This is a genomic window from Haloarcula sp. JP-Z28 (genome assembly GCF_011440255.1).
Lineage (GTDB): Archaea > Halobacteriota > Halobacteria > Halobacteriales > Haloarculaceae > Haloarcula > Haloarcula marismortui.
The window spans coordinates 1-12083 of the sequence record NZ_JAAOHT010000017.1 but is presented as its reverse complement, the minus strand read 5'-3'; the positions used below and the strand labels follow the sequence as shown (position 1 = coordinate 12083).

Genomic DNA, 12083 nt, shown 5'->3' with positions numbered 1-12083 from the left:
TCGCCTATTATTCTGATATCTGTTTAGATAATATTATAGAACTATTGTCAAAAGACTTATGTATTTGGAGTATATATAGCCAGTGGGGCCAACGCCAGTGTCTGCCAACCTGGTTTTCCCCTTCTCCGTTTTGACAGACCTCTTTTCGCCAGAGACAGTTTCGCGAGATGGGTCCTTCTGGATAGATGCATAGGACATCGACCTGTTGTCTGGGCCCGAATACCAGAGCAGTCTGCTACAGTCCGCTCGTTGCTTTCGCCGTCGGAAAATTGACCACGCTGACTCCGGGCAAAGCATGGTCAGATAGGCGATGCAGTGATCAAACCAGAACTTGCGAGTACGGGTCCAAGTCGGTGGTTTTGATTTCAGCAGTGCCCCTGATTCACTGGAGCAGGCTAGATTCCCGAATTGAATATCCCGTCCGACCCTGGCACTTGCACCACTATGTATACGATTGATTCTAATGTATACACGCATTCCAGAGCCACGCCGTCATGCCCAAGTCGCACTGTAGCCGCTTCGCTGCTGGAGAGCCACGGCATGGCGGCAGCCGAATAGCCGCACAAGTGTCACGAGAACCACCAGCTCCTCACTGCAGGTCAGCAAAGAAATGGTGGGCAGCCGGGGGGAGTGGCATGCACGCACCATTCGAAGTCGTCATCCACGACGACAGGTTCTGGACTCGGGCCAATCGATGATCTGGATTGGATTCAAGGGGAAATGGAGCGAGGACCAGAACCCAACCGACCAGTATACAGTTGGTAATAAAAACGGTTGTGATATCTGCTTGCTGTCTGTCGATTCTGTGATTTCTGTGCAGCACGCACGCGCTATCAGAAGCGGCGAATTGTCCGGTCAACTGTCAGCGAGACTGTCGCAATTATGCCCACTCGTTTACGGGAACACCGAAACAGTCCCAGAGTGACACCCTCTCTGGCTGTGTCACGGGTAGTGCTTCTCTTTTAGACTATTCACATCTCGCTCACATCGGTTGTGACCGGATGGTTCAGGTGCCCATCACCAAGTCGTTCAGATGCTTCCCGAAGCTGTGACCAGATAGATGCCTCGCTACCACTGCTCCAGAAAGTCGCCGTGCCCGTTCGTACCACTTGGCTTGCTTGAACAACCGACGTTACCTATTCCGGGAGATAGAAGTCGGATTTCGGTTGTCTGTGCGGGGACGTGTTCCTGAGCTTGGCGATCTTGGACGGGTTACGATGTCGAACGATGACGACATCGTAGGCGTCGTCCGAGGCAATCGACCCGCCAATGCTGCTGATGCTTGTAACGAGGTGCCCGGCGTTTTCGCTTCCGATGAATACCATTGAGGCGTCTTCTCTCTTGGCCAGCTTGCGGATGGCTTTCGCTACAGCCCCGGCCGGCGCGTATCGATCCACGACTGTATGGCGGAAATCCGAACTCGGACACAGGTCCATCACCTGTTCGTGTAGTGAGGTGATGACCGTCTCCAGATCGAAGTCCTCGTTTGGCCCGATCCAGTCGTGTTCCCGTGCGTATTTGACATTCCCGTTCCGGATGACACTGACGGCCAGCACATCCTCTTCGAAGACGGTGCCGAACTCCGCCGCCCGGACGAGTGCTGCCTCGGCCAGTTCGGAGCCGTCGAACGGCACAACGAGTGTCACATGCTGACTAGCGAAGCAGCAGGCAAGTAACACCCCCTCAATTCTTACAACGCGGGAAGACAGTGCCAGCGTCTAAGAATCAGTACCAAGCATCTGCCCGAGAAAACCTGCACACAGAACGGTAGTCCATCAACTCCCGAGGGACAGCCGTTCGTCACCCATTCGCTTGCCCTGTGCAACGAGACGCGCTCCGTAGTCGGTTCGGGCATCATCCCAGGACGCCAGTGCGCCTCCAAGGGAACTGTGGCGGTCGAGAGCGGCTTTGAGTTCAACGGCATCACTCGCCGCCTTCGAAGTGCCAGCGGCAGTGTGCGGACGGGCGACGAACGCCGCATCTCCAACCAGACAGACTCTGTCGACTGTCATCTGGGGGCTTTGCAGGTCGTAAATTGCCTGCACGAAGGGGGCTGCTGTTGTTGCAACGAGGTCGGTAAACACGGGCGGCAGTGTCTCGGCGGCCCGCTCGCGCTGGTGACTTTCAACTGGGTCTCGGAGCTGTCCCGGCGACACGCTGAACTGCTGGCTCGTGCCTGTTGTGTCGGTGAAGATGGTCTCACGCTCTCGCCCGGAGAGTGTGTCGTACCAGACCCAGTTGAGACGGCGGTCTCCCGGGGCGGTGTTGCCGTCTTCGCCGGGGATGAAGTACGCGAGGATGAGCATCTGTTCCCCCTGATAAAACGTGAACCGGCCGTCGAACGCGTCGATGACTGCGTCCGATAGCTCCGCTTCTGAGACGACACCACGCCAAGCGACGTAGTCGGCAAACTCCGGGTTGGCGTCGGGAAACAGTTGCGCACGGGCTGTAGACTGCCCGCCGTCGGCAGCGACGACCAGATCGGCGGCGGTCCGGTCCCCGTCAGAAAATGTAACCGTGCCGTCTGTGGCCCTGACACCCGTGACAGTCTGGCCGGTGTGGTACCGGTCGTCCGGGAACGCCGCTCGCAGCTGACGATAGACGGCGTCCCAGGAGGTGAACACCATTGAATCCGGCGTCGACGTTCGCACATCGCCGTCAGCGGTCAGAAAGCGCCGCTCACTGGCTCGGGTGGTTATGTTCGCCGGGTCGACGATGTCGTGGCGCGAGAGGAACTGGCGGATTGACTGCTGGGCGACGATGCCGCCGCCGCGACTTCGGAGGTCGCCGGCCGATTGCTCAGCGATAGTCACGTCGTGACCTGCACTGTCGAGCGCGATGCCGGTAAACAGGCCACCCATCGACCCGCCGGAGATAGTAACAGAGAGGGTATCAGATGGTTCGTTGGCGAGGTCCTGAGACACGGCCCCTCTCAGCGCTTGCCGTATGAAAGGCCTCTGTTCCTCCGACACGCGACAGTATCTTCCCGGACACCAGCTTTGGGAAGCGCCAGTGCAAATCAGACGCTATTCCGCTGTAATTCATCATGCCACGAAGTGCCAGTGGGGCGCCATACCGAGTCGGACTATTAATGTCAGTCTACACCAAACTCGACGTATGCGAGTCGCGGCAGTCGGAATCGGTGGTGCTGGGGGCCGGATCGTTGAGCGGCTATGGCAGGACAATGAACGCCGCGAAACAACGTATCTCGGCGCAGCCTGTGCCGTCGACACGGACACCGAAGCGCTCGACGAACTCGACGCACTCCCGGCCGACCGGCGGTATGCCTTCGGACTCTCCGAAACAAATGGGACCGGAACGAACGGGGACCGAACGAGCGGCACCGCCGCCATCGAAGACGAACGGCTCGAAGTTCGTCGGGCGATAGACGAACTGGTGACAAGCGATATCGACGCCGTCGTCCTCGTGGCCGGGCTTGCAGGCGGGACGGGGAGCGGCGCCACGGCCCACATCGCTGATGCACTCAGAGAGGTTTACTCGATTCCAGTCTACTGTCTGTCGGTGTTACCCGCCGGCAGGGACGACGACGCAGCCGCGAACACGATGCAGGCACTCCGGGCGCTGGAATCGACCGTCGACGGGCAAATACTGTTCGACAACGAAGCGTGGCTCGGGAGTGGACAGACGGTCGAGTCGGCCTCCGAGACGCTGAACGAGACCGTTGTGGCGCGGCTGGGGGCGCTATTCGCAGCAGGTGAGGCGACGGCACCCGACGCTGTCGGCCAGAGTGTCGTCGACGCCAGCGAAATAATCAATACCCTCTCAGACGCGGGTTTCACAACGCTTGGCTACGCCAGTCAGGATCTGCAACCGGGTGCTGGCAGCGGTGACGGAACGGTCATAGACCAACTCAAGAACCGCTTTCTCGGTGACAACGCAGACGATGTCGACGAAATCGAGGCGTACAACGCCGTCGAGACGACACTTCGCCGAGCGGTGCGTGGTAAACTGACGGCCCAGTGCGAGCTGGATTCAGCTGATAGAGCCCTGGCTGTGTTTGCCGGGCCGCCCGCGTGGTTGATTCGGGATGCTGTTACCGACGGGCGACGATGGCTCACGGAGGAACTCCAGTCACCCGAGGTGCGGAGCGGCGATATGCCGACACCCGACCGGAACACGCTGTCGGTTCTGGTCGTAGTTAGCGGCGTCACGGAACTGCCGCGGCTGGTGGAACTCAAAACGCTGGCCGAACAATCGAGCTAAAGAACTCGGATCGGAACAGGTGGTGGACGCGCCAGTCAAGGCTATTTTTCGAAAGCGTATCTCGCCCAGCAATAGAGGCGGTTTCACAGAGGGGGCCAGAGCGGGAGCCCTGGGCTAATATATCACAAGCGAAATACACTTTTATGCCCCGCTGGAATCAGCTTTGAGCGATGTCGGTCCGGTTGCTCCACTACTCTGACATTGAGAACGCCTGTGACGACCCTGTGCGAATGGGTCGGCTTGCCGGAACCATCCAGTCGATCCGCGGGGAGGACGCAGTAGTCGCTGGCACCGGCGACAACACTGCACCGGGTGTCCTCGCCCATTACTGCGAAGGGCGTCAAGTGATACCGTTTTTCCGGGCAGTGAGTACCGACATCGGGACGGTAGGGAACCACGATTTCGACTTCGGGACTGCTCCCATTCTGGACGTGGTTTCAGAGAGTCCACAGAAGTGGATCGTCGCGAACGTTTTTGAAGGGGAGAGGGAGGGCGGGCGTGGCGTTCCCTTCGCTGGGTTAGACGGAACGACAGTCCTGCATCGAGATGACCAGCGAGTCGGATTCGTCGGCGTAATCGATCCTGCGACTCCCCAAATTGCACCCACCGGCGCGTCAGAGCTGACCGTGACCAGTCCTGTCGAGAGCGTGCGGACAGCGGTCAGCGAACTCGGTCACAGTGTCGACCAGTTCGTCGTTCTCGCACACTTGCGGAGCGACTTAGAGACCGACGTTGCGGCCGTTGACGGCGTTGACGCGGTCCTTGGCGGCCACGTCCACAGGGAACGCCACGAGGTTGTCGACGGAACACTGGTCGTCCGTCCCGGAGCGAACGGACAGGTGGTCTGGGAAGTCGAACTCTTCAACGGGAATCGCTCGCCGATTGCCACCCGTCATTCGACAGCCGAGGGACCTATCGACGAGTCCGTGGCTGACACGACCCGCGAACAGCTGGACGATGTTGGTCTGCTGGAGACTGTTGCCACTGTCGACGACCCGATCCATCGGGACCTTGACCGGCGAACCTGCGGCGAAAGTCGTGTTGGCAACCTCGTGGCTGACGCCTATCGCTGGGCGGCTGATACCGACGTCAGCTTCGTCCACAATGGCGGTCTCCGAACAGGTCGCCCCCTGTCCGGCGAGGTCACCGCTGGCGAGGTGGCCAGCGTAAACCCATTCGGCGGCAGGGTAGACGTCCTCCATGTCTCGGGTGAACAACTACGAACCCTCTTGCAGGCTGCCTTCCGTCCCCACCGCGAGGACGGACGGCTCTGGCACGGCGACATCAGCGGAATGACTGTTGAGTACGACACCGAGGCTGGACGGCTACTGGGGGTTGCCGTCAACGGGCAGCCTATCGAAGCCAGTCAAGAGTACAGGCTTGCCACCAACTCCTATGTCGCCTACAGCGATGACTGGCCAATCCCACATGAGGCAACCGTTGATTCGTTCGGTCTCCCGTTCAAGGCCGTCGCAGACTACGCTCGTGAAGAAGGCCTTACTGTCCGAGTGGATGGGAGACTCCAAGAATGCTGACCAGTATCCGCAACGAATCCCTGTGCATGGCCCGGAACGGGAGCGTCTCCAGCCGCAAGGAGTGCTGGCGCGAAGTCCTCGGGTTCTGTGTCCCGGTCTCGCTCATCAGGATGGTCGTAGACGACCTTGCGCCGCTCGCCGAAGAGCCGTAGTTCTCGGGGCAGTTCCACCAGAAGCTACGTGAAATACCCGCTCAATATGAGCTACGTCCTCATTGCACGGTCAAGTACGTCCCGGATGAAATCACTTTTTCAGCAGTGTATTTCTCTCTCGTTTCCGGGTACTTCTCCGCTAGTGCCCGCTTTATCGACGCATATTGTTCGGCAACCTCTGGATGGGCTCTAAGGTACTCTCTGAAGGCGATTTTTTCGTGATAAAAGTCACTATCCCGTTCCGCGAGTGAAAGGTAGTGCGTCCGGTTCGTGCGTGGTCCTTTGGCGAAGAATAGCCGGCCGCGTACGTCGTCATCGGCTCGGTATTCATACCCGTTCTCTTCAAAAGCCGGAATCAGGTCTCTCACAGCTTCCAAGTCTTCGACAACAGCGAGTATGTCAATTATCGGTTTCGCTGGCACTCCTTCGATTGCGGTACTACCGATGTGTTCGAAATCGAGCAGTCGCTCACCTGCAACGGCTTTCAGGTGTGCAACTTCGTTTTCATAGCGGTGTTTCCACTCCTCTTGATGCGGGACGAGTTCGACTGTCCCGCGTTCTAATCCAAGCATTAGTGCCGTGAGCTGCGTTTCAAGCAAATGTTTGTTACACGAACTGATAGAATTTTGCTCTGCGCTGAGTGATTCAGGAGTCTTGGAGATGGTGTGTGAACAGTTCTATAACACCCTTACTACAGAGAAGTTCTGGGACGGCCAGTTCCCGAAGGGGACCGTCTAGAAGTATCCAATACGCCGAGCCCTTCGGTGACGGACTCGCCGTCAACCCCGGCAGTGTCGGCCAGCTATAGGATGGTATGGGCAACTTTGCGCCGTTTCCAGCGACACAACACAGCACTGCACAATAGCTGGGTTGGAGTCGGTCGGGTAACAGCCTAGTTGCGGGAGCGGTGGACTTACACTTTCTATCCAACAACTCTAAGTCATGGTCTCCAGACAGACGAAAACCACCCTCCCATTCATTGTCGTCGCAATGCTGCTCTGGTACGTCTCACTGGGCAGTGTCGCCACGTGGGTATCTTGGGCCGTTCTCGTTGGCTTTGGCGTCGTGTTGCCGACAGTACTCACCAGCTATCAGCGGGATGCAACAGAGCAATGAACAACCTCTACAACCGTCTCGACCAGTGGCTCCGCAACCGTTCGCGCGCTGAATACGCACTCCTCACAGGAGCCATGACGGCGTCGATACTGTTTGGGATTGGCGTAGCCATCGGGAAGCCACTCGGCTCCGACGCAATGATGCTCGGACTCACAATGACGGTGGTCTACTACTGGCTCGATCCCAATGCGAAGCGATAAACAGCGACTGTCGGCTGATCCACTCGCCCCAATACGCGTTATTTCACGACTTCTGGTCTTCCGTGACGAGTTTTGTAAGCCGGGGGTATTCCATCGCGATTTTCAGGGGTCCCGCGTGGTACTCCTGTTTTGGAATGTCCCTTAGGCCAGCGTCTCGGAGTTCGTGTCTGTCCACAAAGTCGAGCGTGCCCTCAAACTCAGCCCACGTATCTGAATGTCGACAAATACCTTCCTCCGAGGACTCGTCGTAGGGGAACCTCAGTCGGCGCTTCCAGCCGGGGAAGTAGACACGTTTTTACTGATCGATTCTAGATTTCGTGTTATGGCAGTAGATAACAATCGATGTGAGACCGGCCGTGCTGCCACGCTTCCTGATGTTGTTCCATTCCATTTACCTCATTTGACACGGCAGAGCTGGGAATTGGGCACACGCTCTATTCAAGATGAGCAAACGGTGGAGCTCGGCAAATGGTCCTATCAAGCTGGACAGTGGTCGCTATCGCTGTTTGAGGTGACAAGTGAGACCGCCATTATCCGTATCCAGACACCAGTTGGCCGAAAGCGGTATTATGGGGCAATTCAGTCAGAGCTCCGCTCGGCGCTTCAAGAACTCGAAGCGAGCCCAGCCTGGCAGAAAGTTGTGTGAGTAGCGCCAATGTATTGCTGGCCGAACTCAAAACCGACCAGAGCCGAAAGCTCCTGCTCTAGCAACTTGAAGCAGACGGGTGCTCGTTCTGTGGCATCAATTTAGTGTCGGAGCGCGACCTACAGAAGGAACCTGTCGCCGACAACCACGGAACACCACCGGTTGCGAGCGTCTTTGAGAGTGCTGCCGGCGAGTGGAGATTGGTTGCGTTCACACCTTGCGGATAAAATGCGACGTAATGGCAGATAGAAAGATTGTAACTCTGAGTCACAAAACTTTTCCATACCAACCAGATATTGATTAGTTAGGTACTGGCCCCGCTCAATCGCTCCCTACTCCACCCCAAACGCATCGACTGGTCCGGGGCTAGAACCTGTCGTCGTAGATGACGACCCCAAACGGTGCGTTGCACGCCACTCCCCCCGCCTGCGGCCACTATTATTTTTGCCTGCTTCAAAGTAAATTTTGTCTGTAATACTCGTCTGTAGTAATTATCTGTGACAGGATTCTGGATCAGGTTCTGAAACCCACGGTCTCGGCATTTGAACCGCTTTTCCCGCCTGTTCCCACGCTCCGTGTATAAACACGCGGTGCGAGGACACCGCTGACTCGTGTACTCCGGATCTACGTCATCCGACGACACACCGTCACGAGCCATCTTGTACGTGATCAGATCTCGAAGCTTAGCGAACGGCACCGAGTGCAGGTGGCGGTTCATCCGGGTCCCGTAGTTAATCGAGTCTCGCATGTCTTTGGGGTCTCCAAAGACGATGGCCTGATTCTCGAACTGCGAGACCCACCTAACGACGTCACGCGACATCTTGTGGAGCTGGTCGTGAACAGAGTCTCGTTTCTCCTGTCCCACGACCGTCTTGAACGCGTTCTGACCTGCCTCTCGTATCCACCTGCGCTTCGTGAAGCACTCGTGCCGTCGACGCTTCACGTCCAGGTATTCGAGAACGAGCGAGTCCTGTACGTTGCCGCTTTCCCAGTTCATCGCGGCGAGTGCGACGCGGTTCTCGTTGATGTCCACGCCGACCACGTATTGGATTCGCTGGCGTGTGGACATTGGCGTCTGTGTTGGTGACGGTGATGTGGAACTGTCAGTCGCCACGATGTTGGAGGGGTTCCGCGGTACCGACACGCCACGCGGACTTGTTGAGAGCAGTCGTGAGAAGATTGTGGTGGTCAGGACTGCCCTTCAACTTGCCTTTGGCGTGGTGGTATGGTTTCGCTGAGATGGGGAAGCGGTGCGTGTTATCGTCGGTTTCGGTGATGCGGTAGCCTTCGCGATGGTTCATCCGCATTGGATAGGGTTCGTGGATGTAGGGGTTGGGTGCGCCCCAGTCCTCGTCATCGCCCTCGTCGTAGTTCGTGAGTTCCTGTTAGGCTTTGTCGATGATTTGCTGGCAGGTGTTGTTGATGAGGGCGGCTTTCCCGACCACGGCGTCTTTGATTTCGCCCCAACTCTATCCTTGGTAGTGGAGACAGATGATTTCGTTTCGGAGGCGACGGGCTTTGAGGAGGGTGGGTTCAAGCAGCTCCTCGCCCTCTTCAACAGTGAGTTGGAAGGTGAGGAAAAGGGTCTGCTCCATACCCGTTGTGTCGTGTGATTATCTGCTAAAAGCTGCGGCGTGGCTGCTGGGCTTCACCCCCGCCCACGGTTGGGCGAGGCACTCGCCCTCATTAGCTAGTGTAGACGTTTAGCCCAAACCAATTACAGACAAAAAGCTGTAATTGCTGTCTGTAACAAATTGCTGTTCTGGCATCAATGCGACTTGCTATCTAAAGTAACTCCAGACGATTATCTGTACCGAACATCTGTTCCATACAGCCGTTACAGGCGTTTAGTACAGACATCTATTACAGATAATTGCTACAGACAAACGTTCCAGATCAGGCGCAATCCGATGTCTGTCTTGCGGTAGAGGTGCAATTACAGATAATAGATACAGACAACTGGTACAGGCAGAAGTCACGAATGTCTGACACAGATATATCTAACAGAACTTCAAATGAGGAAGCGTATGATAACGACCGTCGTCTACGCTGAGTCTGGGGGGACATACAAAACGACCATGACAGCAAATCTCGCGGTTGGGTTCAAACGGATGGGACTTGATGTCCTCGTGATCGATTTGGACCCACAAACGGGCAACCTCACCTCACTCTTCGACGTCGGTAAGAACCGTGGAGACCCGGAGGCTGACAATCTCGTAAAGCACATTCTTGAAATGCCAGACGGGGACTTCGACAACCTCATCGAGACCTCTGAAGAGGGTGTTGATATTATTCCAAGTCACGATATGCTGGGCGATTTCACTTCCAATCTTGAGCAGAAGATTTCCTACGAAACGGGTATGAAGGGAATTTCTCGAGACGAGTATCCCCGCTTTGAACTTCTCTACAATCTTCTCTGGGAGCAAGAGCAGTTGAACGAAGAATACGACGCGGTCCTCATCGACCCTAACGCACGCGCTGAAGACCTGCTCTACAATGCCATCTACGCGCTTCGGACATTAGTGGCACCTGTCAAGCCAGCTGGAAAGGGAAGTCTCAGTCTTGATGGTCTCGAAGAGATGGTCGGGAACATGGGGACTGCGTTGGACATCGAAATCGGGCTTTCGTGCGTGGTTCCATCCGGAGTCGGCCAGACAAACGCCCACAGGCAGTATCGCGATCAGTTCGAAAATACGGACGCCTTCGCAACGCCAGTGTCGATCGGGTCACGCGAGAGTTTGATGGACGCCATGTGGGAAGCCCGTGGCTCTGCGTTCAAAGTAGTAGAGGAGCGGTGGAAGACCTACGAAGAGGACGAGGAGATGGTCTCAAAAAAGGGAGAGCGGCGAGTGCCCGACCGTGAACTCGAGACTCTCGATAAACTTTGGCAACTGGCGGGGTTCATTGCGACTGAGACGTTCGATGTCGACGTTGATGACAAACTGGTCTTAGATATCGACGACTATGGAACCGAGACGATGCAGTTTGACCTCACCGCTAAGCCGGAGGTGGCTGACTAATGGGGGGCGATTCATTCAAATCAGGATCAGGTAACCTCAGCTTCGGAGATGATCAGGAAGAAGCAGACGACGAGCCAGCGGAAGCCGGTGAGGAAATCGATGACATCGCAGACGAGGAGGCGGACGATCGGGAACCCAAGGAAGCCACCCCTGAGGAGGTAGATGACAGCCGGGACTTCTCTGAAGCGAAGGGGGCCAATAGTCCCAACAAAGAGAGTACGACAAGCACTCTCACGGCCAACGATGCCGAACCACACCAAACGAGTGCTCACCAGTATCCGTACTTCGTCCGTCGGAGTAACGTCGGGGACGAACGAGACAACCGCCTCGAACTCTTCGCTCGCGATAAAGTCGTTTCGCGAGAAGCGGAGTTTCGGAGCCAGCTTGCTTCGGAACTCGGAACGGACGACATTGCGAAGACGGACGCCCGTGAGTATGCGCTTCTTGCAGCGTTCGACAACGTAGAGGCCGTTGCAGAGCTCATGAGAGGAGACGGATACGGAGAACTCGATTAATCGTAACAGACGGCTGGCTTACACTCGAAACAGGGTGTATCTCGCACATTCTCATCCACTAGTATAACGCTGCTGACAGTAATCGAACTAGATAGACTGTTCTGGATGCTATCATTCGATATTTTGACAACACGGGAGCCATCCTGTTCGTTGATCCGAGATTCGACGAGTCATGCAACAAGATCCGGACCGTTGTCTGCAAACGCCTAGGCTGTGACTCAACGACTCGATCACGATCACTAGTCGCACGTCTGATCTCACCGATTGAAGCCGTATTCCACAGAGTACGAGAACCGGTCATTTACTGAGTGGTTCGGCTCTGTTTAAATACGGAAAGCCCACTCGGGAGAGATATCTCTCTTGAGTGGGCTATGAAAGGTATGAATGGTGGCGGCGAACCGCGTTTCCCAGAGGCTCGCGCACTCCAGTACTCCCCGGAACGCTGGTGGGCTTATCTTCCGTGTTCGGGATGGGTACGGGAGGCAACCCCACCGCTGTGGCCGCCTAACGTCGAGTCGTGGAATCGAACCACGAGGGTACCAGTCTCGATTAACTCTTCCACCGTGTGATTACGTGCGACCCAGTTTGCGCCTGGACTCGTTCAGCGACGAGCGAATCGTCGGTGAATGAGTCACAGTGCGTATGAATGATGGCTTTGGTCTGTTAGTGCTCGTG

General features: G+C 56.4%; 12 protein-coding genes, 1 rRNA gene and 1 pseudogene. 9 read left to right on the top strand and 5 right to left on the bottom strand.

Going from position 1 to position 12083, the window contains the following annotated elements:
- Nucleotides 1-1136: 1136 nt before the first annotated feature.
- Nucleotides 1137-1646 carry a universal stress protein gene (locus G9463_RS09080; RefSeq protein WP_165896519.1) on the bottom strand — a complete coding sequence of 170 codons (510 nt, stop codon included), beginning with the start codon at nt 1644-1646 and terminating at the stop codon, nt 1137-1139.
- A gap of 129 nt (nt 1647-1775) precedes the next feature.
- Nucleotides 1776-2924 carry an FAD binding domain-containing protein gene (locus G9463_RS09075; RefSeq protein ID WP_165896518.1) on the bottom strand — a complete coding sequence of 383 codons (1149 nt, stop codon included), beginning with the start codon at nt 2922-2924 and terminating at the stop codon, nt 1776-1778.
- Nucleotides 2925-3117: 193 nt separating this feature from the next.
- Between G9463_RS09075 and G9463_RS09070 the strand changes: the two genes are divergently transcribed.
- From G9463_RS09070 to G9463_RS09060, 3 genes are all read left to right on the top strand, one after another.
- Nucleotides 3118-4224 (top strand): tubulin/FtsZ family protein, encoded by a 1107-nt coding sequence (locus G9463_RS09070; RefSeq protein ID WP_165896517.1) that lies wholly within the window; start codon nt 3118-3120, stop codon nt 4222-4224.
- A 170-nt stretch (nt 4225-4394) separates the two neighbouring features.
- Entirely contained in the window at nt 4395-5759 is a 1365-nt protein-coding gene (locus G9463_RS09065) for a bifunctional UDP-sugar hydrolase/5'-nucleotidase (RefSeq protein WP_165896516.1), read from the top strand.
- Nucleotides 5753-5911, top strand: a complete 159-nt coding sequence (locus tag G9463_RS09060; RefSeq protein WP_164734796.1) for a hypothetical protein — start codon at nt 5753-5755, stop codon at nt 5909-5911. Before G9463_RS09065 ends, G9463_RS09060 begins: the two co-directional genes overlap by 7 nt.
- 51 nt (nt 5912-5962) lie before the next feature.
- Here G9463_RS09060 and G9463_RS09055 read toward each other — a convergent pair.
- A pseudogene (locus G9463_RS09055) lies at nt 5963-6483 on the bottom strand (GrpB family protein).
- 370 nt (nt 6484-6853) lie between these two features.
- Between G9463_RS09055 and G9463_RS09050 the strand changes: the two are divergent.
- From G9463_RS09050 to G9463_RS09040, 3 genes are all read left to right on the top strand, one after another.
- Nucleotides 6854-7027 carry a hypothetical protein gene (locus G9463_RS09050; protein WP_011224876.1) on the top strand — a complete coding sequence of 58 codons (174 nt, stop codon included), beginning with the start codon at nt 6854-6856 and terminating at the stop codon, nt 7025-7027.
- Nucleotides 7024-7227, top strand: coding sequence for a hypothetical protein (locus tag G9463_RS09045; RefSeq protein ID WP_165896515.1), 204 nt, complete (start codon nt 7024-7026; stop codon nt 7225-7227). The genes G9463_RS09050 and G9463_RS09045 overlap by 4 nt, the downstream gene beginning before the upstream one ends.
- Before the next feature lie 322 nt (nt 7228-7549).
- Nucleotides 7550-7873, top strand: coding sequence for a hypothetical protein (locus G9463_RS09040; protein WP_011224875.1), 324 nt, complete (start codon nt 7550-7552; stop codon nt 7871-7873).
- A 304-nt stretch (nt 7874-8177) separates the two neighbouring features.
- Here G9463_RS09040 and G9463_RS09035 read toward each other — a convergent pair whose 3' ends face one another.
- On the bottom strand, nt 8178-8942 hold the full coding sequence (locus G9463_RS09035; RefSeq protein ID WP_165896514.1) for an IS200/IS605 family accessory protein TnpB-related protein: 765 nt from the start codon (nt 8940-8942) through the stop codon (nt 8178-8180).
- Between the two features lie 181 nt (nt 8943-9123).
- On the opposite strand from G9463_RS09035, the gene G9463_RS09030 reads away from it, so the two are divergent.
- The 3 genes from G9463_RS09030 to G9463_RS09020 all read left to right on the top strand — a co-directional run bounded on the left by G9463_RS09030 (nt 9124) and on the right by G9463_RS09020 (nt 11408).
- Nucleotides 9124-9486 (top strand): hypothetical protein, encoded by a 363-nt coding sequence (locus tag G9463_RS09030; RefSeq protein WP_165896513.1) that lies wholly within the window; start codon nt 9124-9126, stop codon nt 9484-9486.
- Between the two features lie 414 nt (nt 9487-9900).
- Entirely contained in the window at nt 9901-10893 is a 993-nt protein-coding gene (locus G9463_RS09025) for a ParA family protein (protein WP_004966660.1), read from the top strand.
- Nucleotides 10893-11408 carry a hypothetical protein gene (locus tag G9463_RS09020; RefSeq protein ID WP_165896512.1) on the top strand — a complete coding sequence of 172 codons (516 nt, stop codon included), beginning with the start codon at nt 10893-10895 and terminating at the stop codon, nt 11406-11408. Before G9463_RS09025 ends, G9463_RS09020 begins: the two co-directional genes overlap by 1 nt.
- Before the next feature lie 385 nt (nt 11409-11793).
- On the opposite strand, the gene rrf is transcribed toward G9463_RS09020, so the two are convergent.
- Nucleotides 11794-11916: ribosomal RNA gene (gene rrf / locus G9463_RS09015) — 5S ribosomal RNA — on the bottom strand.
- Between the last annotated feature and the right edge of the window lie 167 nt (nt 11917-12083).

Excerpts from the sequence above, each read along its gene's own strand:
- G9463_RS09070 (WP_165896517.1), top strand. The coding sequence starts at position 3,118 with ATGCGAGTCGCGGCAGTCGGAATCGGTGGTGCTGGGGGCCGGATCGTT.
- G9463_RS09065 (WP_165896516.1), top strand. The coding sequence starts at position 4,395 with ATGTCGGTCCGGTTGCTCCACTACTCTGACATTGAGAACGCCTGTGAC.
- G9463_RS09060 (WP_164734796.1), top strand. The coding sequence starts at position 5,753 with ATGCTGACCAGTATCCGCAACGAATCCCTGTGCATGGCCCGGAACGGG.
- G9463_RS09050 (WP_011224876.1), top strand. The coding sequence starts at position 6,854 with ATGGTCTCCAGACAGACGAAAACCACCCTCCCATTCATTGTCGTCGCA.
- G9463_RS09045 (WP_165896515.1), top strand. The coding sequence starts at position 7,024 with ATGAACAACCTCTACAACCGTCTCGACCAGTGGCTCCGCAACCGTTCG.
- G9463_RS09040 (WP_011224875.1), top strand. The coding sequence starts at position 7,550 with ATGGCAGTAGATAACAATCGATGTGAGACCGGCCGTGCTGCCACGCTT.
- G9463_RS09035 (WP_165896514.1), bottom strand. The coding sequence starts at position 8,942 with ATGTCCACACGCCAGCGAATCCAATACGTGGTCGGCGTGGACATCAAC.
- G9463_RS09025 (WP_004966660.1), top strand. The coding sequence starts at position 9,901 with ATGATAACGACCGTCGTCTACGCTGAGTCTGGGGGGACATACAAAACG.
- G9463_RS09020 (WP_165896512.1), top strand. The coding sequence starts at position 10,893 with ATGGGGGGCGATTCATTCAAATCAGGATCAGGTAACCTCAGCTTCGGA.